Annotated in this window: 33 protein-coding genes; 25 read left to right on the forward strand and 8 right to left on the reverse strand. The window is 38.7% G+C overall.

Annotated elements, in window-relative coordinates; genetic code table 11:
• The first annotated feature begins 221 nt into the window (after positions 1–221).
• The 7 genes from I2E21_RS12305 to I2E21_RS08090 all read left to right on the forward strand — a co-directional run bounded on the left by I2E21_RS12305 (position 222) and on the right by I2E21_RS08090 (position 3,410).
• Positions 222–389: a DUF6036 family nucleotidyltransferase gene (locus tag I2E21_RS12305; protein WP_195410984.1), complete on the forward strand. Its 168-nt coding sequence runs from the start codon at positions 222–224 to the stop codon at positions 387–389.
• Complete coding sequence (locus I2E21_RS08065; protein WP_195410985.1) at positions 386–904, forward strand: hypothetical protein; 519 nt, start codon at positions 386–388, stop codon at positions 902–904. The genes I2E21_RS12305 and I2E21_RS08065 overlap by 4 nt, the downstream gene beginning before the upstream one ends.
• Before the next feature lie 174 nt (positions 905–1,078).
• Positions 1,079–1,363: a hypothetical protein gene (locus tag I2E21_RS08070; RefSeq protein ID WP_022234161.1), complete on the forward strand. Its 285-nt coding sequence runs from the start codon at positions 1,079–1,081 to the stop codon at positions 1,361–1,363.
• A 72-nt stretch (positions 1,364–1,435) separates the two neighbouring features.
• Positions 1,436–1,642 (forward strand): holin, encoded by a 207-nt coding sequence (locus tag I2E21_RS08075; protein ID WP_022234162.1) that lies wholly within the window; start codon positions 1,436–1,438, stop codon positions 1,640–1,642.
• Positions 1,643–1,675: 33 nt separating this feature from the next.
• The gene (locus I2E21_RS08080) at positions 1,676–1,936 is read left to right on the forward strand and encodes a hypothetical protein (protein WP_195410986.1); all 261 of its coding nucleotides are present in this window, start codon (positions 1,676–1,678) and stop codon (positions 1,934–1,936) included.
• A 108-nt stretch (positions 1,937–2,044) separates the two neighbouring features.
• The gene (locus tag I2E21_RS08085; RefSeq protein WP_195410987.1) at positions 2,045–2,980 is read left to right on the forward strand and encodes an AEC family transporter; all 936 of its coding nucleotides are present in this window, start codon (positions 2,045–2,047) and stop codon (positions 2,978–2,980) included.
• A 1-nt stretch (position 2,981) separates the two neighbouring features.
• Positions 2,982–3,410 carry a nucleoside 2-deoxyribosyltransferase gene (locus I2E21_RS08090; RefSeq protein ID WP_195410988.1) on the forward strand — a complete coding sequence of 143 codons (429 nt, stop codon included), beginning with the start codon at positions 2,982–2,984 and terminating at the stop codon, positions 3,408–3,410.
• 817 nt (positions 3,411–4,227) lie between these two features.
• Here the strand turns inward: I2E21_RS08090 and I2E21_RS08095 are convergent.
• The 6 genes from I2E21_RS08095 to I2E21_RS08125 all read right to left on the reverse strand — a co-directional run bounded on the left by I2E21_RS08095 (position 4,228) and on the right by I2E21_RS08125 (position 8,177).
• The gene (locus I2E21_RS08095; protein WP_207735324.1) at positions 4,228–4,470 is read right to left on the reverse strand and encodes a hypothetical protein; all 243 of its coding nucleotides are present in this window, start codon (positions 4,468–4,470) and stop codon (positions 4,228–4,230) included.
• A gap of 86 nt (positions 4,471–4,556) precedes the next feature.
• The gene (locus I2E21_RS08100) at positions 4,557–5,021 is read right to left on the reverse strand and encodes a hypothetical protein (RefSeq protein WP_195410990.1); all 465 of its coding nucleotides are present in this window, start codon (positions 5,019–5,021) and stop codon (positions 4,557–4,559) included.
• Between the two features lie 56 nt (positions 5,022–5,077).
• Positions 5,078–5,938: a hypothetical protein gene (locus I2E21_RS08105; protein ID WP_195410991.1), complete on the reverse strand. Its 861-nt coding sequence runs from the start codon at positions 5,936–5,938 to the stop codon at positions 5,078–5,080.
• 56 nt (positions 5,939–5,994) lie between these two features.
• Entirely contained in the window at positions 5,995–6,321 is a 327-nt protein-coding gene (locus tag I2E21_RS08110) for a hypothetical protein (protein WP_195410992.1), read from the reverse strand.
• A 418-nt stretch (positions 6,322–6,739) separates the two neighbouring features.
• Positions 6,740–6,943: a hypothetical protein gene (locus I2E21_RS08120; RefSeq protein ID WP_195410993.1), complete on the reverse strand. Its 204-nt coding sequence runs from the start codon at positions 6,941–6,943 to the stop codon at positions 6,740–6,742.
• A 121-nt stretch (positions 6,944–7,064) separates the two neighbouring features.
• Complete coding sequence (locus I2E21_RS08125; RefSeq protein ID WP_195410994.1) at positions 7,065–8,177, reverse strand: tyrosine-type recombinase/integrase; 1,113 nt, start codon at positions 8,175–8,177, stop codon at positions 7,065–7,067.
• 208 nt (positions 8,178–8,385) lie between these two features.
• On the opposite strand from I2E21_RS08125, the gene I2E21_RS08130 reads away from it, so the two are divergent.
• Entirely contained in the window at positions 8,386–8,955 is a 570-nt protein-coding gene (locus I2E21_RS08130; protein ID WP_195410995.1) for an ImmA/IrrE family metallo-endopeptidase, read from the forward strand.
• Here the strand turns inward: I2E21_RS08130 and I2E21_RS08135 are convergent.
• On the reverse strand, positions 8,921–9,613 hold the full coding sequence (locus I2E21_RS08135) for a helix-turn-helix transcriptional regulator (RefSeq protein WP_195410996.1): 693 nt from the start codon (positions 9,611–9,613) through the stop codon (positions 8,921–8,923). The two genes, I2E21_RS08130 and I2E21_RS08135, sit on opposite strands and share 35 nt — an antisense overlap.
• Before the next feature lie 239 nt (positions 9,614–9,852).
• On the opposite strand from I2E21_RS08135, the gene I2E21_RS08140 reads away from it, so the two are divergent.
• Complete coding sequence (locus I2E21_RS08140) at positions 9,853–10,086, forward strand: helix-turn-helix transcriptional regulator (protein WP_195410997.1); 234 nt, start codon at positions 9,853–9,855, stop codon at positions 10,084–10,086.
• 114 nt (positions 10,087–10,200) lie between these two features.
• On the opposite strand, the gene I2E21_RS08145 is transcribed toward I2E21_RS08140, so the two are convergent.
• The gene (locus tag I2E21_RS08145) at positions 10,201–10,497 is read right to left on the reverse strand and encodes a hypothetical protein (protein WP_195410998.1); all 297 of its coding nucleotides are present in this window, start codon (positions 10,495–10,497) and stop codon (positions 10,201–10,203) included.
• Positions 10,498–10,664: 167 nt separating this feature from the next.
• On the opposite strand from I2E21_RS08145, the gene I2E21_RS08150 reads away from it, so the two are divergent.
• From I2E21_RS08150 to I2E21_RS08225, 16 genes are all read left to right on the forward strand, one after another.
• Positions 10,665–10,865 (forward strand): helix-turn-helix transcriptional regulator, encoded by a 201-nt coding sequence (locus I2E21_RS08150; RefSeq protein WP_195410999.1) that lies wholly within the window; start codon positions 10,665–10,667, stop codon positions 10,863–10,865.
• Positions 10,866–10,903: 38 nt separating this feature from the next.
• Positions 10,904–11,104 (forward strand): hypothetical protein, encoded by a 201-nt coding sequence (locus I2E21_RS08155; RefSeq protein WP_195411000.1) that lies wholly within the window; start codon positions 10,904–10,906, stop codon positions 11,102–11,104.
• A gap of 1 nt (position 11,105) precedes the next feature.
• Positions 11,106–11,306: a hypothetical protein gene (locus tag I2E21_RS08160; protein WP_195411001.1), complete on the forward strand. Its 201-nt coding sequence runs from the start codon at positions 11,106–11,108 to the stop codon at positions 11,304–11,306.
• A gap of 18 nt (positions 11,307–11,324) precedes the next feature.
• Positions 11,325–11,534 carry a hypothetical protein gene (locus I2E21_RS08165; protein WP_195411002.1) on the forward strand — a complete coding sequence of 70 codons (210 nt, stop codon included), beginning with the start codon at positions 11,325–11,327 and terminating at the stop codon, positions 11,532–11,534.
• Positions 11,535–11,536: 2 nt separating this feature from the next.
• Entirely contained in the window at positions 11,537–11,695 is a 159-nt protein-coding gene (locus I2E21_RS08170; RefSeq protein ID WP_195411003.1) for a hypothetical protein, read from the forward strand.
• A gap of 133 nt (positions 11,696–11,828) precedes the next feature.
• Entirely contained in the window at positions 11,829–13,118 is a 1,290-nt protein-coding gene (locus I2E21_RS08175; RefSeq protein ID WP_195411004.1) for an AAA family ATPase, read from the forward strand.
• A 2-nt stretch (positions 13,119–13,120) separates the two neighbouring features.
• On the forward strand, positions 13,121–13,387 hold the full coding sequence (locus tag I2E21_RS08180) for a hypothetical protein (RefSeq protein WP_195411005.1): 267 nt from the start codon (positions 13,121–13,123) through the stop codon (positions 13,385–13,387).
• Entirely contained in the window at positions 13,387–14,472 is a 1,086-nt protein-coding gene (locus I2E21_RS08185) for an ATP-binding protein (RefSeq protein WP_195411006.1), read from the forward strand. The genes I2E21_RS08180 and I2E21_RS08185 overlap by 1 nt, the downstream gene beginning before the upstream one ends.
• A 21-nt stretch (positions 14,473–14,493) precedes the next feature.
• A complete protein-coding gene (locus tag I2E21_RS08190) occupies positions 14,494–15,072 on the forward strand; it encodes a hypothetical protein (RefSeq protein ID WP_195411007.1) in 579 nt (192 codons plus the stop codon).
• Positions 15,072–16,682 (forward strand): DEAD/DEAH box helicase, encoded by a 1,611-nt coding sequence (locus tag I2E21_RS08195; RefSeq protein WP_195411008.1) that lies wholly within the window; start codon positions 15,072–15,074, stop codon positions 16,680–16,682. The genes I2E21_RS08190 and I2E21_RS08195 overlap by 1 nt, the downstream gene beginning before the upstream one ends.
• The gene (locus tag I2E21_RS08200) at positions 16,669–18,891 is read left to right on the forward strand and encodes an AAA family ATPase (protein WP_243240611.1); all 2,223 of its coding nucleotides are present in this window, start codon (positions 16,669–16,671) and stop codon (positions 18,889–18,891) included. Before I2E21_RS08195 ends, I2E21_RS08200 begins: the two co-directional genes overlap by 14 nt.
• Before the next feature lie 324 nt (positions 18,892–19,215).
• Entirely contained in the window at positions 19,216–19,602 is a 387-nt protein-coding gene (locus tag I2E21_RS08205) for a RusA family crossover junction endodeoxyribonuclease (RefSeq protein ID WP_207735325.1), read from the forward strand.
• Positions 19,599–19,790 carry a hypothetical protein gene (locus tag I2E21_RS08210; protein ID WP_195411009.1) on the forward strand — a complete coding sequence of 64 codons (192 nt, stop codon included), beginning with the start codon at positions 19,599–19,601 and terminating at the stop codon, positions 19,788–19,790. The genes I2E21_RS08205 and I2E21_RS08210 overlap by 4 nt, the downstream gene beginning before the upstream one ends.
• Entirely contained in the window at positions 19,791–20,165 is a 375-nt protein-coding gene (locus I2E21_RS08215; RefSeq protein WP_195411010.1) for a hypothetical protein, read from the forward strand.
• Positions 20,166–20,175: 10 nt separating this feature from the next.
• On the forward strand, positions 20,176–20,469 hold the full coding sequence (locus tag I2E21_RS08220) for a hypothetical protein (RefSeq protein WP_195411011.1): 294 nt from the start codon (positions 20,176–20,178) through the stop codon (positions 20,467–20,469).
• Entirely contained in the window at positions 20,462–20,860 is a 399-nt protein-coding gene (locus tag I2E21_RS08225) for a hypothetical protein (protein WP_195411012.1), read from the forward strand. Before I2E21_RS08220 ends, I2E21_RS08225 begins: the two co-directional genes overlap by 8 nt.
• Positions 20,861–20,866 lie beyond the last annotated feature (6 nt).

Below are 20,866 nucleotides of genomic sequence, written 5' to 3' on the forward strand. Positions count from 1 at the left end.
TGCCTTAGTTGCATAACAAAAGCGTAGCAGCTAAAAGCCACTACGCTTTCAAATCTAACTTTTGGGGGTCACCACATGCTTGGCAGGGTGCTTTTTTGTTGACAAATATGATAAAATAATCTATAATATAAATTAAATAATACTATTATTCAAAATACAATATATACGATATTATACCGATAGATATTCCGACTAAATTGGTGGTTTCAAAATTATGTTCAATGCGTGATAAGGATGTTGAAGATATAGAAAACGAATTGGTTTATAAATCTTTGGATTGGAATTTATTGGATAAGTTAATTGATGATGTCTGTTACGGTATGCTGTCTGATTTTGACAGAAATGCATTGGTTATAAATTATAATCATTATAAGGAGAGATTTAAGTGAGAGAGTTGACTTTTAAGGGTTACTTGCTTTTTCAGCTTAAAGAATTGTCGGGATGTAATACAACCTCACTCTATATATTTTCAAATCTTGCTTCTTCTAATGCAAGATTGCAAGATGCGCTTACTATGTACCTTGTTCTTTATACAAAAGAAGATTTAAAAAACAGACTTATAAAAAAATATTCTTATTTAAAAACAGCTTGCAATCAACTTTCCGGTCTTGAAGAAAATAATATAAATGATTTTTTAAATTCGGAAAGATTAAGCCATTATCGTACGATATACCAAAATTATATTTACGAAAAAGATAAAAAAGTTTTGGAAAATAAATTAAAACAAATGATGTATCAGAAAATATGTTTTACAAGAAAATCTAAAAATATGAGCAACTACCGTATTTATAAGGAATTAAACCTTAATCCGGGTAATGCAAATGCTTTTCTGAAGTACGGTGATGTTTCAAAAGTAAGTCTTGATACAGCAAGAAAAATTCTTGCTTTTGTTAATAAATATTAGATTATGCACCTTGCTCGGTGAACCGACCTCCAAATCGTTAGATTTTTAGTCTAACTTTTTGGGGCGACTCACGGCAGGGTGCTTTTTTGTGCCTTTTTAATTCTTTTTTAATAAAATTAGCCTAATTACTGCAATTTTTAATAATATTTTACGCATAGGTAAAGGGGGTGTGATATGAGTACGGAAATTGTGACTGCGCTGATTGTTGCGGGCGGAAGTATTATTTGTCAATTGCTGATAAATGCGTCAAACCGTAAGCGACAGGAAAGCGAAAACGAAAAGACCAAATCATTGATTGTGTATCGGTTAGATCAGCTTGAACATAAGCAGGATAAATATAATCATCTGCAAGAGCGTGTTTTCAAACTTGAGCGAATGTCAGCCGTTACGGACGAAGAAATAAGAGTTGTAAATCATAGAATTGCTGACCTTGAGCATATAAATAGTGAAAAGAAATAAGCTAATATCGCTTTTATGGGCAGAAATTTATATTGAACTTTTAAATTAAAATGTATTACAGGGGGTGAAATTATGAAAAACGGTTTTAAAATATGGGCAAAAGCTGCGGGTATCCGTGCGGCAAAAACCGTGGCTCAAACAGCGATTTCGGTTATCGGCGTGTCTGCGGTGCTAAGTGATGTGAATTGGGTGGCGGTTGCTTCCGCAAGCGTGCTTTCGGGTATTCTTTCGTTGCTTACAAGTATTGCGGGATTGCCCGAAATATCCGATAATAAATAAGTACATTTTTAAGGCATCGGAATATTATGTAATATGAAGATGTGTTTTACTAAAAACTGCCTTAAAAGAGCATTGCGTACATTCCTACAGACGGCACTCGGATATATTCTTGCTAATCTTGCGTTGTTTCTGACGGGAACGGATTTTGCAAATGCAGAAATGTGGAAAAGCGCAGTCTGCGGACTTTTGGTTTCTTCGGTTTCGGCAGGACTTTCAGCGGTTATGAACCTTGAAAAAAAGGAAGAACAGGCAGAGTGTGACGATAAATGCTCACAAGATGAAGAAAACAAATGAATACAATTTTACAAAAAATTAATAATAATATTGTCAGCCGCAGGTCAGCTCGACCTGCGGTTATTGTTTTATGCTGAAATTTGTATTATAATATAAAGGAAATATCGTATGGAAATACTTTCATCTACGCTTAATCACATAGCCGTGCTTTTTTCTTTTATTCTTATCGGCTTTGTTCTTAAAAAGAAAAATATTTTATCTGACGGCAGCGGCAGGACTTTGTCACGCCTTGAAAACGGAATATTTATGCCTGCGGTCGTAATCAATACATTTTGGAATAATTGTACGGTGGAAAATATAAGCCGAAAATGGATTTTCCTTGTTTACAGCACTGCGCTTTTGATTGTTGCGGTTGCGCTTGCTTTTATTATCTCAAAATTTCTTACCAAAGACGAGTATTTGCGTAAAGTGTACAGATATTCGCTTTCGGTGTCAAATTTCGGATTTGTCGGAACTGCGCTTGTTCAGGGCATATACGGCGCTGACAGCATTGAACTTTTCGATTATTTAATATTTACTCTGCCGCTGAATATGTTTACTTACTCAATCGGAATTGCGTGGCTTGTGCCGTCGGACAAGGGCGGATTTTCTTTGAAGTCATTGCTGAATCCGATATTTGTGTCGCTGTTTATCGGCGCAATTCTCGGACTTTTGCAAATACCGAGGGTGCGGCTTGTAAGCACAATTCTTACCGATTGTGCCGCCTGTATGGCACCTGTTGCAATGATTTTGACTGGGTTTGTAATAGCGGGATATGAAATAAAAAGCCTGCTCAAGGTAAAGCAGACTTATATTGTTGCGGTGCTTAGGCTGATAGTTTTTCCGATAATTTTTGTGACTGCGTTAAGGCTTTTTAATACGGATAATGAAATAGTTTTTGCCGCACTCTGTGCAAATGCAATGCCGTTAGGACTTAACACCGTTATAATTTCATCGGCATACGGAGAAAGTCCGCAAACAGGCGCAAGCCTTGCTCTTGTGTCGCAGGCAATGGCGGCGATTACCATACCGATAATGTTTTTAATATTTTTTAGGAGATTTTAATATGAAGATTTACCTTGCATCGCCGTTTTTTAACGATAACGAAATTGCAAATATTCACCGTGCGGCTGAAATTCTTAAAGCAAAAGGTCACGAAGTTTTTGTACCTATGGAGCACGATGTTGAGAACAGGGAAAGCCTTACCAATGCAGAATGGGCAGAGGAAATTTTTAAAATTGACAAAGGCGGAATTGACGATTGCGATGCGGTTGTGTTGCTTTACGGCGGAATGTACTCCGACAGCGGAACTGCGTGGGAGTGCGGATATGCCTATGCGTCAGGCAAAAAAGTAATAGTGTGCTGCTATAATATTGAGCAGACCAATCTTATGATAGTAAACGGCTGTCACGCATTTTTAAACGGAATAGACGAACTCTCATACTATGATTTTGATAAAATGCCCGTTGTCCGCAATGCAGGCGAACAGAAGTAAATACATTTGTTTAGTACGGATACTTAAATTATGGTCCGGCATATTTTTTAAGCTAACTAATTATAAAGTTTATTACTATAAAATTAACAGAGAAATGCGGGTGATAATTATAGAAACTAAAATCGAAAAATGTGATATTTAAAAAAATATAAACAGTTACGGTTTAAATATAAAATCTGTAAGTGATGATTTTGACGGTTTAACAGTTATTCTTGAAAATAATGAAATGGAATTGTTTTCAATCATATGGGCGGATGTGGAAAGTTATTGCCGTTCAACGGAAGAAATGCGTTTTAATTTTATTGCAGGTGAATGGCAACAAGTCTGAAAAGAATTTCCAAATCATTCTTTTTTTTAAGTTATTGATTCACCATATATAAAATGGATTAAAGAACAAGCAGGTGGTTTTATGGACGATGATAAATTAATTCATTTTATGATTGTTTCTGCTGATTATGTTCTTGATACAGTTTAAAAATATGAACCGGATGAGTATTATTTAAGTAAACTGACTTGTTCGGATAGTACAAAAATCTCTCTATGGCATAATTTACTGTGTAACTTTATTGATTTTAGCTGATATTGTTTGATACCGAAATTCAATCAAAAAGCAAAGGCTGAGTGATTGAAAAACATATCAAATAAGCCGATTTTTCAGTGTTTATCACAAAAAATAAGCACCCGATTGCTCGAGTGCTTTTGTGAAGACAAGACAATAGAGATGTTTTTGCGTTTTAGCTGTCTTGATTTGAACCCATGTAATATATAGTTGCAATACTGTCAGCTTATATCCATTCTTCCCATGTGCTATATAATTTTAATATAGCATTCTTATCTTTTTTTCGTTCATTGTCATTTGACGCATAGCTTTTTTGTTACGAACATCTTCGGCATTTACTCCAAATTTTTTTGCAACCTTATCAATTAGTTCCTGAGCTTTTCTAATCATTTTTTCATCTTCCAATATATGATTAAAACGAGCTGTTCTATACTGTGTAATTTCTTCAGTTGTTAAGTTCTTTCCTTTTACAAATCCAATCATTTCATTGTTGACTTTCATCATTTCACCTCAATAATACAATAACAAAAAAGATGTGCCAATCACGGTACATCTTTTAGTTTGTTTTCATATATTATGTTTTTGGGTTATTCCTCGTTGGGAAGCTCTTCAAGGATTTTTAAACCCTTTTCTGCAAATTCAATAAAAGCCTCTTCTTCGGCAATTGCTTTTTTGCTCTGCTCTATCAGGGATTCAAGTCCTTCCTTGCCCCACGAATACTCGTCCCACCAAAAGTCGTCTGATTCTTCACCGAGTAGCTCATTTATTTTGAGAATAAACTGATTCAGCATACCGCCTTTTTTTCTGTATATCTCAAATTTTCTTTTTGCTGTGCCGCTGTCAAAGAAAAACATATTAGGAATTTCAACCTCTAACTCGTCATATTGTTCTCCGTCAAGAAGCGTATTATATAACTCGTTTTTCTCATCTTCAGAAGCAAAATCAGTGAAAAGACAATCTTTGCTATTACAAAACTTTGAAAAGCCTTCTCTTATTTCATTACGTTCCTTTTCAAGCTGCTCCTGAAGTTTAATTAGTTCATTGTTGTTCATATTTTTCCCCCTTATTAATTCACCGTTTACGGTGTATCTTGATTATCTTTGTAATCTTATAAATCATTTTTCCAGTCAATTAAAATTAACTTGTTTTCTAATAATTCGTATATACTGTTCAAAAGTTTATTTGCAGATTTTTCATCCATGTTACTATTAATATTAAGCATATTCTCAGTTTGTTTGCAGAACTCTTTGGCTGCTTTTTCCCACTGAAATTGAGGCCATACAAGAAATTCTAATTGTAAAGGTGTGATTTTTTTGTCCTCACAAAACGCTCTAATTAGCTCTTGAAAAAACATATAAGAATATCTGTTACCATCAAACTTATTATTGGAGTAATCTAAATTGCTCCAATTTTCAAAGTATTGATGTTGAAACAGAACATACATATTAAATTTATCATAAGCATCTTGGAACACTGATTTGTTTGCCCAAATCCAATCAAGAATAATTGAATCAAGTGGTATATGACAGTATTTATAATAATTATCATTTCTGTCATTACCTATACAGTACAAGTATTTAAACGTCATATTCACGATTTTTTGAGCTTTGCCATAATGAATACTCTGGTATAGATTTTTCAACACGTTCATTAATGCATCACAAGTTGTTTTATGCCACTCATCAAAAACATCTTTTTCACTATAGTTATCTACCCCATAATCTTTGAATCGGTTGATGAGCGAATTATTCGGATCAGAACAGATTTGTTTATATAATCCCTCAACTCCTTTGACGTCAATATGTTCTTGTTTTTTTGTTGTTCTGAATGTGAAATCACCCAGTGCTTTTTTTATTGCTTTTTCAAATGGGTCTTCTATATCATCCCATTGATTATATCTTTCTTTAAAACAATCTACATTGTATTTCAGCTTATCGTTAATATCCATATTCATCACTTCTTTTCTCAATTATACCACACCTAAAAGCCTATAGCAACTTTGGGGGATTTGTAGGTTTTGGCACATTATCTGTCAAAAGAGCATTTGTAATGCTCGCTGTAATCGTATCTTATAACAGGTTCGGATGTAATCCCAAAGGCAGCTATTATTTCACTTATGTATTTATCCTCAACATTTGGATTCATATAAATAATTGCTTTTCCTTTTGCGTTATAATCCACTCTTCCTCGTGGATAGTAGTCAAACGGTTTATTGCACGGCTTGACGCTATTCCACAGTAGCTTGTGATTGAAAGTGTTCCCTGATTTTGCAACGCCTTTGGTTGCCGTTTTATCAAACGGAAAAGCCAAAAGATTGTTATCAACTATCCAGAACACTCCTCGTTTATTCACAGTTTTTCTCCTTTTGTGCTTTCAGAAATTCTCTTATCCGCTGCTTTGAGTTGTTCGGTAGTCCCTTGCTTCTCTTTGAGTTGGTTCACAATGAGGTCATACATTTCAGTTGCTCTGACATCAATATTGTGCAGATATGAATTGAGTTTACAGCTAGTAAAAAATGAATTGTAAAACACCTTTTTGTTTTGCTTAATGAATTCAAGACGCCTTTGTCCCCAATGACCGATTTCAAAGTGCTTTTCTGTTGAGATTAAATTTGGTAGATATACGCCATTTACAAGCGTGTAATCTAATCCGTTTTTTCATCAGTAATGTACTTTTTCATAACATAATCCTCCGTATGCTTAATTGATATATTTTTTCTATACCTACAATCAAACATAGGCTGATAAAAAACTGAAGGCATCCACCCTCCTTATGGAGTGGACGCCTTCTTGCTGTGCTTTGCAACATCACCGGCAACGCCTAATGTCTTGTTTGCCGCCTTACTGCTTTTACCCGCGGCGTCACCCGCTACAGTGATACAGGAAATAAAGGATAATCCTGTGCTTTGGTATAGAGAAAAATCGCCGTTTGGGTAGCAAAAAAGCCCGATATAATCGGGCTTTTCGTGAGACATCTTTTTTGTCTCCACATTATGGCGGAGATGGAGAGATTTGAACTCTTAACAAATGCAGTATTTAAGCCATAAAACGGCTTACTGTGTAAAATCTGTGCAATGCGTTGAAATTCTGTTACTTTTAGTAGTTGTTTTCAAAGTATGTATTCAGCTTATTAAGTGCCTCTGTTTTGTGCTTTTGTGTAAGGTGAGTGTAGATGTCTGATGTAGTGGAATATTGAGCGTGACCTAAAATTTCCTGAACATCCTTTATGTTCAGATTAGCCTCAAAACAGATTGTAGCAAAGCCGTGTCGGGCAATGTGGGGAGTAAGCTCGGCAAGGCCTGTGGCAGTCTGATAGTCTTTCCAAAGTTTATCAAAGCGTGACTGTGTGTAATATTCGCCGTCACAATTAAAGACAATTTCATTTTTCTCGCCCTTGATTTTAAGTAACTCTGTTTCAAGACCTTTTGTAAGCAGTACATCACGCTTGCCTGCCTCTGTCTTCGGTTCTTTTATGTGTGGTGCATTGTTTACATGATACAATGATTTTGTGATATGTATTATATGGTTTTCAAAGTCTATGTCGCTCCATTTAAGAGCCAATGCTTCGCCTCGTCTGACACCTGTATTGAGAAAGAAAAACGCAAGCAATCCTCCCGGGGCAGAGATTGAATTTTTGATAATCTCGATTTCCTCGTATGTTGGGGCTCTGCGGTGCGTTCTTTTAAGATTCTTGCTTATTTGTATGTATTGGCAAGGATTGTTTGTTATATATTCATTTTGTGTGGCATAAGTGAAAATAAGGCTAAGTACGGATGCGTATGCTTTAACGGTTTTATATGCCCAAGATTTAGGAAACTTCGCTATATAGTGGTTGATTTCACGAAGTCCGATGTTTGTTATAGGCTCATCGCCAAAATAGTCAACAGCCCGTTCTGCTCGTGGCTTGTATGCCTTGACAGAACCTTGAGCAAGAGCTTCAAATGCATCAGCTTCCCATTCTTCCACAACAGCAGAGAACGGCATACCTGACTTAGTTTGCTCACTTTCGGGATTATAAGCAAAAATTTTCTTTTCAAGTTCTTTTTCGGTTCTTGCTCTGAATATGTGTCTTTTGCCGTCATAGACGATTGATTTTTCATAAAGCCCGTCAGGCCTGCGGTAGTATTTTTGATTTGCAGATTTAGAACCGCACCAAGGGCAGAATTTAAAATCAGACTGCAAAGTCTTTTTGCATCTCTTGCATTTCATAAAAAACACCTCTGTATTCATTTTTTATTGACACAAAGGCTAATTTATCTTATAATAATTAAAGACTTTCCACAGTCTTGTATGGCCTTTGCGTCGTACACCGCTCTATCCTGTTGGCGCAGGGTAGGGCGGATTTTTTTTTATTTTGTTATTGCTTTATTGCTGTAAATTTATTTTTGTAATCCATAATAGTTACGAGGTGATTTTTATGGATTATAAAAAGTATCAGAAGTCCCGAAATATGTCGTGGGAAATCCTGTTAAAAGAAAACGTCCGAGAACTCCCTGTTAATATTGTTGAACTGTGTTACAAACTCGGCATTGCAGTAAAGTATTACGACAAATTGGAGCAGGGCAATGACGGTAAGTGCACCGTTATTAACAATCAACCTATCATATTTATACGAAAAGATTGCAATCGGCAGCGGAAACGCTTTACTATTGCGCATGAGCTTGGGCACATAATGCTCGGACATGTAGGACAATACGAACTTATCAATCGAGAAATCTCACCAAATGACAATCCCATTGAGCAAGAAGCAAATGTATTTGCCAGCCGTTTGCTTGCTCCTGCTTGTGTGTTGTGGGGATTAGAGGTCAAAAGTGCTGACGAAATATCTCAAATATGCGATATAAGCCTAATTGCGGCAGAATACCGCTGGCAACGTTTGCAAAAGCTATACAAGCGAAACAAGTTTCTTGCTGCTCCGCTTGAGAGAGAGGTTTACAAACAATTCCAAAACTTTATTTTAAGTCATCAACATCAGGCAAATCCATAAGTTTTTGAAAATCGTCATCCGTAACGGTTGTTTCATTAAAACTTCCGTTTCGGGCGGCGGTTTTTATTTTGTAAGTATCTTTTTTATAATTGCCACTACATATTAAATCATTTGAATATTCGAAAAGCCTATTTTTCCCAAAATTATTCAATGCCGCATAGTTAGTAATTAGTTTTTCTTTGTGAATGTTTGTTTCGCTGTCAGAGTTACTATTAATAAACGAGGTATACCCTAAAATATTGTTATTGTCATCTACATTTACCATATATGTATTACCTTTGTATGTTTCAACCACAATATAAAATTTGTGCCCATCCTCGCATAAAAATTCCATAGCAATTCCGCTGCTTTTTTCTTGTGAAAAATTTACCGATAAAACTCTAATAAAATGGACATAATCATAATCACACAAAGGGCATTTAATTTCAGCTTCTTCAATTTCATGTGGAATAAAATTTAGTCTTATAGTTTTTCCTATTAAATAATCGACAGAACATTTATAAAAATCTGCTAATTTGATTAAAGTTTCAGAGTTTGGTTCCCTTTCGTTTTTTTCATAGCCAACATAAGTTGTGTATGAGATTCCTAATTTTTCAGAAGCTTGTTTCATGTTAAGATTAAGTTCTGTCCTAAGTTCTCTAAGTTTTTCCCCGAGCATATTTTTCCCTCCAATAAAACGATTTGTTTGTTATAAATACAATACTCTAAATGAGTAAAAATGTCAAGTAAATAATTAAAATAATATTCAATTAGTGTAATTGCACAAAAATCTATAATATTCTTTGTGCGTAATTTACTTGTAAAAGATATTGACAAATACTCTTATTGCGTATATAATCAACTTATAGATACGCAATAAGAGTATTTCTATTTAACACGATAAAGGAGGTGAGATTAGTGCTGTTTTTATACCCAAATATTGAAGCCGAAAGAGCAAGAGCTAATATGACACAAGAAGACCTTGCTAATAAGTTAAAAATTGAACGTAAAAGTTATTATAATTGGCAAACAAAAGGTAATATTCCCATTAATATACTTTTGAGTTTAGCTGATATTTTTAATTGTTCAACCGATTACTTATTAGGAAGAACTAACAATCCTTCTTGTTTCGTAGAAGCTATTAGAAACTAACTTTGCCGAACAGCGTAGGAAAGGAGTGATATAGTGGAAATAACAGTAAAAGGTACATCAAAAGAAATTGCTGACCTTGTATTGCAAGTACAAAGTCAGCAAACAAAAGTAACGTCAGTTAATATTTCCAATAGTAACGCCGATGATTTGGTCGTAAAATACAACCATAAAATTCATATGAGTGATTGTGTCGGACGATGTTGATCTTATTTTTACATCTTTTAAAATTATGTAACCATCATTACCAACAATTACAGGTTCGGAATCTGTAGAAGAAATATTTTTTAAGTATTCTTCTTTAGTATTATCGCAAATCTCATATAAAACGCCGCACAAAGAATTTTCATCGTCTATTTCCTGCTCAGACGGGACCTTACCTGAAATGATTCCGGCAGAAGTTGTTAATATCAAGTTGTTTTCTTCTAAACCTTCGACTTTCGAAATACAAGACATAGCTATTATTAAGCTTTTCTTAAGTGATGAATGATTCATATTAATTTCACCTCGCTTTCTGTATATGGTTAGTGAATTGGGGTTCACCACTAAATATAGTATAACATAAAAAGGTCGTGAAATCAATGCACATTAAAGAATTTAGTATAATTTTGAGAGAAAACAGAAAACAAAGAGGAATTTCGCAAAGCGAACTCGCTAAAAAAGCAGGCTTTACAAAAAGAGCTATCCAATACTGGGAGAAAGGAGAAAAAAGCATTTCACTTGAAAACGCTGATAAGTTGTTTAAGGCGTTAGGCGTACAGATTACTATTGGAACTCAATAACAACTCACTATCGAGTTTAATTTTAAGGAGGAAACAAAATGGCAAGTTTAAAACTCATTGACACCAAGGACAAATTCCTGCTCGAGATAGACGGCAAGGAAATCCCGTATGTTACAAGCTATCAGATTACCCGAACAGTAGGCGACGTGGTACTGCTCAAGCTGGCACTCAGCGTTGCCAATGTGGAAAAGGTTGAAATCGTATCAGACAAAATTACAGAGGAGAGCAGGAGGGAATGACATGGCAAGAGAAAAGCCGTTATTTCGAGACAACCTCGACAGGTTAGACGTTGCGTTTCCGGATAAGGAAGTTTTGCAGTATCGGGACATCGCAAAGTATCTCGGAAAAAGTTGCGTTACTGTTAAGCGACACTTTCAAAAAGACTATAACAAGAAACTCGGCGGAATCAGCAAGGCAGTCCTTGCAAGTATTTTGAGCTGATTAAGGAGAAGAATTACAATGGCACTCAGACACATTAAAACAAAACGCAGTCTTAAAGACGAGAACAAGCACTTACATAGCTTAGTCAGGCACTTGCAGATTGAGCTTGAGAACGCAAGGCTTGACATTAGCATTAAGAATGACGTAATCAGCGGTTACAAAAACGAAAACACAAGGCTTAGACAACGCATTAACAGTATGTATGATGTTTTCGGAGAGGAGGTGTAATTATGCGAGCTAATTTAGACATCAGAGCAGCGGCGAAGAGTGCAGGCGTTAAGTTGTGGGAGATTGCAGACTATTTCGGTATCAGTGAGCCGACAGTAACACGCAAACTCCGTCACGAGTTGCCGCAGGGGCGAGAAACAGCGTATATTCTCTGCAATTGAGGAAATCGCAAAAGAAGAAAACCGCTGAAGCTTTCGCACAGCTCCAACGGTTTAAGGTAAATGATATAAAATTTATCAGTATTATTATATCCTTTACTGCAATAAAAATCAAGATATAAAGGAGAAAAAAAGAATGTCAGTAAAAATATCAGCTTTTGAAATTGAAAATGTTAAGAGAGTAAAGACGGTTGCTTATGAACCGACCGAAAACGGACTTACCGTGTTGGGCGGTAAAAACGGACAAGGCAAGACGTCTGTTCTTGATGCCATTGCTTGGGCTCTCGGCGGTAATCGTTTCGCTCCGTCTGCTCCGTACCGTGAGGGTTCAACAATTCCGCCACATCTAAAAATCAAGCTCTCAAACGGTATTGTTGTGGAGCGCAGCGGTAAGAACAGCAGCCTTAAAGTAATTGATACCTTAGGCAACAAAGGCGGACAGGCTTTGCTTGACGCATTTGTCAGCAACTTTGCTCTTGACCTGCCAAAATTTATGAATGCAACAGGCAAGGAAAAAGCTGACACGCTCCTGCAGATTATCGGTGTAGGCAACAGAGTTTACGAGCTCGAAACGCAGGAAACACAGGTGTATAACGAGCGCCGTGCTATCGGTCAGATTGCAGACCAAAAGAAAAAGTTTGCCGCCGAAATGCCCGAGTTTGAGGGCGTGCCGAATGAACCTGTGTCAGCCTCGGAACTTATCAACAAACAGCAGGAAATTCTTGCACGCAACGGTGAAAATAACCGTCTGAGAGTAGAAAAAGATAACCTTGAAAACCGTGCCAATAATTTGCAGAGCGAAATCAACAGGCTTAACGAGGATTTGAGGAAATACAATTCCGAGCTTACAAAAGTGCTTGCACAGCTTGAACAGAGCAGAAAGACCGTTGCCGAACTGCACGATGAAAGTACGGCAGAGCTTGAAAGAAACATTACCGAGATTGACGAAATTAACCGCAAAGTCAGAGCAAACCTCGATAAAGCAAAAGCTGATGAGGACGCAAAGGAATATTACGGCAAGTACGCCGATATGACGGCACAGCTTGAAAAAATCCGCAAAACAAAATATGACTTGCTCAACAACGCAAATTTGCCCCTTGACGGCTTATCAGTTGAAAAGGGCGAGCTTACATACAACGGTTTTAAGTGGGACAACATGAGCGGTTCGGAACAGCTTCGTGTCGCTACAGCAATTGTTCGCAAGCTCAATCCCGAATGCGGATTTGTCCTGCTTGACAAGCTCGAACAAATGGATACCGACACACTCAAAGACTTTGCAAAATGGCTTGAATCAGAGGGCTTGCAGGCTATTGCAACAAGAGTTTCAAACGGCGATGAATGCTCAATTATCATTGAGGACGGCTATATTAAGTCCGAAACAACCGCACCTGCAGCAACACCAACTTGGACAGAAGGAGAGTTTTAATTATGGCTACAAGAACTACAACAGCAAAAACAAATACAAATACAAATGAATGCGTAATCAAATGTAATCCGCACAGAGAGCTTGCCTGCGGTTATACCAAAGTCAAGATTATGCCCGAAAATTATTCAAGAATTGTTTTGATTGCAGGTATGACAGGCAAGTCAATACAGGACCTTACAAACGAACTGCTCAATTACGCAATCGACTATGTTGTCATTGATGTTGACGGCAATAAAATCAACTTTTCAGATGTACAGGGGGTAAGATAATGAACATCACAAAAGGTAAAATCAAGTCGGCTCAAAAGGTTGTAATTTACGGTCCCGAGGGTATCGGCAAATCAACTTTTGCTTCGCAGTTTCCGAACCCTCTGTTTATCGACACAGAGGGCAGTACAAAAAACCTTGATGTTTCGAGAATGGATAAACCGACATCGTGGACTATGCTCAAAAGTCAGCTTGAATATATCAAAAACAATCCGGCTGTATGCAAAACAGTTGTTATTGATACAATTGACTGGGCGGAACAGCTTTGCATTGACGATATTTGTTCAAAGTACGGCAAAAAAGGTATTGAAGATTTCGGTTACGGAAACGGCTATGTTTATGAAAAAGAGGAGTTCGGCAGATTCCTGAACAGCCTTGAAGATTTGATTGACAGAGGTATCAATGTTGTGCTTACCGCACACGCACAGCTCCGCAAATTTTCACAGCCTGACGAAATCGGCGAGTATGACCGTTGGGAGCTTAAACTCGGCAAAAAGACTGCTTCACAGATTTCTCCGCTTGTAAAAGAATGGGCGGATATGGTGCTTTTCGCTAATTACAAAACTATCGCAGTCGCATCGGATAAAGACGGAAAAAAATATAAAGCTCAAGGTGGCGGCAGAGTGATGTACACACTTCATCACCCTTGTTGGGACGCTAAAAATCGTCACGGACTGCCGGAGGAAATGGAGTTTGATTATTCAGGTATTTCACATATTTTTAATAATAATACAGTTTCAAACCACACTGCCCCAGTTACACCTACTCAACCTGAACCGAATGCTTCGACTGTGCCGGCACCTATACCAATTCAGCCTGAGCCACCTGTAACTGAACCGGTTGCACAGCCTAAACCGTTATACGAGCCTAATATTCCTGACGATATTCCAAAAGCTCTTGCCGATCTTATGAGAGCAAACGGAGTTGATGAAAGCGAAATCAGACAGGCAGTATTTACACAAGGGCATTATCCTTATGAAACACCGATTAAAAATTATGACCCACGCTTTGTTCAAGGCTGCTTAGTAGGCGCTTGGGATAAAGTCTTTCAGGTAGTAAGCAACAACAGAGATTTACCATTTGAATAAGATAAGAAAGGAAGATGAATAATGGATAGAGAATTTGGTTGGAATGACGAAATAACCGAAGAGGGCGTAAATTATGAACCGCTCCCCGAGGGTAATTATGATTTTACAGTAGCAAAGGTTGAGCGTGCTCGCTCACAGGGTAAAGGTAAACTGCCACCCTGCAACATGGCAAAAGTGACTTTTGATGTATGGGGAGCAGATGACAAGAGAGAAATTACAGTTAATTTCGTACTACACTCATCGCTTGAATGGAAGCTGTCACAGCTCTTTTTGTCCGTGTCAATGAAAAAACACGGCGAACCGCTCCGTATGGACTGGACAGGCATTATCGGCAAGAAAGGTAAATGTCAGGTTATCATCCGCAAATATGTCAAGAATGACGGCACAGAGGGCGTAACAAATGACATCAAGTATTTCTACGCTTATGATGAGCAAGTGACAACTGTATCGCCTGTTGTAGCACAGTCTGCACCTCAGCAGTATGTACAGCCTACATATCCGCCACAGTATGTACAGCCTACATATCCGCCACAGTATAACACACAGCCTGCAATGCCAAATACTGCGACGCCGAATAACTGGACACCGGGTAGCTTTTAATGCAGTTACGACCGTACCAGAATGAAGCGAAGAATGCCGTTTTCTCCGAGTGGGAAAGCGGCAATTTAAAAACATTACTTGTCTTGCCTACAGGCTGTGGCAAGACAATAGTTTTTGCAAAAATCACTGAAGAATGTGTCCGTCGAGGTGACAGGGTGCTGATACTTGCCCACCGTGGAGAATTGCTCGACCAAGCGGCAGACAAAATCAAAAAAGCAACAGGACTTAATTCGTCGGTTGAAAAAGCCGAGCAAAGTTGTATAGGTTCGTGGAACAGGGTTGTTGTAGGCTCTGTGCAGACGCTTATGCGTGAGAAAAGGCTGTCAAACTTTGACAGTGATTATTTTGACACAATCATTATTGATGAAGCACATCACTCAATCAGCGACAGCTATCAGCGTGTGCTTGAGCATTTTGACAATGCGAAAGTGTTGGGTGTTACCGCAACACCCGACCGAGGAGATATGAAAAATTTAGGAACAGTATTTGATTCGCTTGCGTATGAATACACACTCCCTAAGGCTATCAAAGAGGGGTATCTGTCACCGATTAAAGCTGTGACTATACCGCTTACACTTGACCTTTCGGGAGTTGCCACACAGGCAGGAGATTTTAAAGCAAGTGATATTGACACGGCACTTGATCCGTATCTTTATCAGATTGCCGAAGAAATGAAAAAATACTGTAAGAGTCGTAAAACTGTTGTGTTTTTACCACTTGTAAAAACATCGCAGAAATTTAGAGATATTTTGAACGAAAAAGGCTTTAAAGCGGCAGAGGTAAACGGTAACAGCGAGGACAGAGCAGAGATATTGCAGGACTTTGAAAACGATAAATACAATGTCTTGTGTAACTCAATGCTTTTAACCGAGGGTTGGGACTGCCCAAGTGTTGACTGCGTTGTTGTTTTAAGACCTACAAAGGTGCGTGGGCTTTACTGCCAAATGGTCGGCAGAGGTACAAGACTTGCTCCAAACAAGACGGAGCTTTTGCTGCTCGACTTTTTATGGCATACAGAGCGACACGAACTTTGCAGACCTGCACATCTCATTTGCGACAACGAAGAAGTCGCACAAAAGATGACCGAAAACTTATCAGAACAGGCAGGCTGTCCGATTGACATTGAAGAAGCGGAGAAAAAAGCAAGTGAAGATGTTGTTGCTCAGCGTGAAGAGGCGCTTGCAAATCAGCTTGCGGAAATGCGAACACGCAAACGCAAACTTGTAGATCCGCTGCAGTATGAAATGTCGATTCAGGCGCAGGACCTTGCAGGCTATGTTCCTGCATTCGGCTGGGAGTGTTCTCCGCCTACAGACAAACAGAAAGCAAAACTTGAAAAGCTCGGAATATTCCCTGATGAAATTCAGAGTGCCGGCAAAGCAAAACTTATTCTTGACAGGCTCGAAAAGCGAAGAATTGAGGGCTTAACCACACCTAAACAAATCCGTATGCTCGAAAGCAGAGGTTTTCAGCATGTGGGCAAGTGGCAGTTTGACGAAGCGTCAACCTTGATTTCAAGGATTGCCGAAAACGGTTGGAGAACTCCGAAAAACATTAACCCGAAAACATATGTACCGCAAAGCGAGGTGAATACGGTTGGACTTACTTGAAGCACTTGAATATATAAGACCGGCTGACCTTGACTATCAAGAATGGGTAAATGTCGGAATGGCACTCAAGCAAGAGGGATACAGCGTAAAGGACTGGGACGATTGGAGCCGAGCAGACAGCCGATATCACAACGGTGAGTGTGAAAAGAAATGGCAGAGCTTTAACGGCTCTGCCTCACCGGTTACAGCCGGCACAATAATCCAAATGGCTAAGGACAGAGGGATGACTTTTCGGGAATCGAAAGAGCTTGGTTGGGATGATGAAATTGCTTTTGAACAGGGCAATATCGGAGTAACAGCCTGTGAGGGTGTAAAGTTTCACGAGCCTGCAAACTGGAATCCTGTGAATGAAATTGTAACCTACCTTGAAACCCTCTTTGACAGCTCCGAAAATGTCGGCTATGTAACCGAAACTTGGGAGAAGAACGATAACGGCAAGGTTAAATATCTGCCTACAAAGGGCAGTTGTGACCGTACGGCAGGTGAGCTTATTGCCGCCCTCAACAATTGTGACGGTGATATTTCAAATGTATTCGGTGATTACAAGCCCGAGGCAGGAGCGTGGATAAGGTTTAATCCGTTGGACGGTAAGGGTGTTAAAAACGAGAATGTAACCGATTATCGTTACGCTCTGGTGGAATCTGACTGTATGGCTCTTGAAGAACAAAATGCAATCATCAGAGAGCTTGAGCTGCCTGTTGCGGTGCTTGTTTATTCGGGTGGAAAATCAGTCCACGCTATCGTTAAGATTGATGCTGCAAACTATGATGAGTACCGTAAAAGGGTTGATTATCTTTACAATGTATGCCGTAAAAACGGCTTTGAAATCGATAAACAGAACCGCAATCCGTCAAGGTTGAGCCGTATGCCCGGTGTTATCCGCAATGGCAAAAAGCAGTTTATCATTGACACAAACATCGGTAAATCCGATTTTTCCGAGTGGAAAGACTGGGTGGAGAGTATCAACGACGATTTGCCTGACCTCGAAAACCTCGCAGATTTTTTTCAAAATCCTCCCGAACTTGCTCCGCCTCTTATTGACGGTATTTTACGACAAGGACATAAAATGTTGCTTGGTGGTCCTTCAAAGGCCGGCAAATCTTTTGGACTTATCGAATTGTGTGTAGCAATAGCAGAAGGCACGAAATGGTTTGGCTTTCAATGCACGCAAGGAAATATCTTGTATGTAAATCTTGAACTTGACCGTGCTTCCTGTTTTCACAGATTCAAGGATGTATATGAAGCACTGGGACTTGAACCGAAAAATCTCAACAGAATTGATATTTGGAACTTGCGTGGCAAGTCCGTGCCTATGGACAAGCTCGCACCTATGCTTATACGCAGAGCCTTGAAAGGCAATTTTATAGCGGTTGTGATAGACCCAATATACAAGGTAATTACCGGTGACGAGAACAGTGCTGACCAAATGGCACACTTTTGCAACCAGTTTGACAAGGTATGTACAGAAATCGGATGTGCGGTAATCTATTGCCATCACCACTCAAAAGGTTCTCAAGGCGGTAAAAAGTCAATGGATAGAGTTTCGGGTTCGGGGGTTTTTGCTCGTGACCCTGATGCACTTCTTGACCTTACACAGCTTGAAATCGGCGATAATCTAATCAAGCAACAGCAAGACGAAGCAACCTGTGCGATATGCAAAAACTGGATAAGCAGATTTAATAAAAACATTGATGAGTTATGTTCTCAAGATGATTTAGTTACTGCTTCTAAAATGCTTGATATAGCCGAAAATGCTCTTCCTAAGCAGTCTTACATGCTAATGTTTAATGATATAGCTAAGTCAAATAAAGCTGTACAGGGTCGCACAGCGTGGCGAATAGAGGGCACACTAAGAGAATTTCCAAAATTTGATGCTCTGAATTTGTGGTTTGATTATCCTATACACAGAGCTGATACAACAGGTGTGTTGAAAGACTGCAATTTTGATGGCGATTTTAACATCAAAGGCTCGCCCTACAAAAAGAATTTCAGCAAGAAAAAGAGTGAATCGGAACGCAAGCAGGAACAAAACGATGCCCTCGAAACAGCCTTTAGCGGTGCTGAAGAAAACGGTCAGGCAAATGTAACTGACTTAGCAGAATATATGGGAAAGTCAGAAAAAACGGTCAGACGATACATAAAAGAGCACGGCGGCTTTTGGATAGACGGCGGTGAAGTAGGGCGAAAGGACACGGACAAAGTCGAATAATTTGTCTGTCTGTCCGAGAGACAAAGTCGATAAATTTTATGTCCCTGTCCGTGTCCCTAAGACGGACAAAGTCGATAAAAAATCGAAAATGTCCCTCTCGGACAAAAACAGGGACAAAGTCGATAAATTATCGAGAATGTCCGAGGGACAGACAAAACTATATATACTACGTATATATAAACGGTGTCCGTTCCCTAAAGGTCACAGGGGTGAAGTAGTTGTGCGAAGCTTACGCACAACAACTCCTTCCCCTGACCTGTGACTAAAAGCAAAATTCAAAAATCAAAAGTAACTTTAATGCTTTAAAGGAGTGAAATATTAAAAATGGATTTTTTTATGGCGATGATACCGCCGACTGTAACTGCACAGGAACATAAGGTTATGGTAAAAAACGGCAAACCTGTTTTTTATAATCCGCCCGAGGTGAAACAGGCAAGAGAAAAGCTCACATCACATTTGGCAAAGTTTAAACCGTCAGAACCGTACGAGTCGGCTGTCAGACTGATAACAAAATGGTGTTTTCCTCGCGGTAAACATCAGGACGGCGAATATCGTATAACAAAGCCCGACACGGACAATCTGCAAAAAATGCTGAAAGACTGTATGACCGCTCTCGGCTTTTGGTCTGATGACGCACTTGTCGCAAGTGAGATATGCGAAAAGTTTTGGGCAGAGGTTCCGGGCATTTACATCGAGGTGGAAGTGCTGTGAATATCTCGGAAGTTAAACGCAACCTTGAAAGAACTGTGTTGTACAATGGTGCAGAATACATTCTGACAGGCTGTATCATCAGACGAAGCATAACAGGAAAGTTTTATTATCAGGCTGAAATAAAGGATTTAAACGCTAATTCTGCATTGTTGTATTGCAGACTTGAAGATTTGGAGGAGATGAAATAAATGTATTCAGCTATATGTCAAATATGTGGTAACGAATTTACAGCAAGAGCAAAAACAACAAAATATTGTTCAGCTTGTGTCAGTAAAGCCAAAGCCGAGGCGGCGCTACACAGAAAAGAGCAGTTAAACAGACCGCCGACAACCGATACAGAATTTTTAATATGTTTATATACATACAGAGGTGATTCGATATCACGCATTGCAACGGATTTGAACAGAAGCGAAGAGAATGTTCAAAGCATATTAAATGAAGCAAAAGCAAGCGGTCGTTATAACGAGCACATACAAAAACATCTTAACTATGTGAATTACAAAAGTACACTCAGTGACGATTATGTAGACAGCAGTAATGCTATTATGGACGGCTATAAATAAGGAGGATATTATGAGTAGGCTTGTTGATTATGACCTGGTATTACATACGCTCGATAACGTCGGCGAAGAATGTAATTATTATGGTGAATTTGAAGATGTTCGGTACTTCTACGACAACGATATATATGATGCTGTTGCTGCTTTACCTACTGTCACCTCTAATTTTATCGGAACTTGGATCTGTAGAGACAGTTATGCAGAATGCAGTATGTGTCATCATAAAGTAAGTGTCTATGCTGACGATTTTAGATCTAATTTCTGCCCTTGCTGCGGAGCTCGAATGGAGGATAAAGAAAATGATTGATTGTTCAAGAACTGAAAATTACTTTGCTGAAAAGCAAAGGATGACGAAAAAACATAAACTAAATCACGGTGGATATGCATGTAAACTTAATTGTGCTGACTGCCCTTTGAGCCATTTAAATAATGGTTCAGGCGATACGATGTTGTGTTCGGACTTTGAAACATGCTATCCCGAAAAAGCAATTGCAATTGTGCAGAAATGGTCGGATGAACATCCGCAGAAGACTTATTTGAGTGAGTTTTTAAAAAACTATCCGAATGCTCCTCTTATTCACGATGGAACACCTGACATATGCCCTGATAAGTTAGGCTTGACAGATATAAAAAAGCCTTGTTTTGGCGACTGTGTTGACTGTTGGAATCAGCCTATTGAGGAGAGTGAAAGTAAATGAGAGAAA

Source organism: Ruminococcus sp. BSD2780120874_150323_B10 (genome assembly GCF_015553695.1).
Lineage (GTDB): Bacteria > Bacillota > Clostridia > Oscillospirales > Acutalibacteraceae > Ruminococcoides > Ruminococcoides intestinale_A.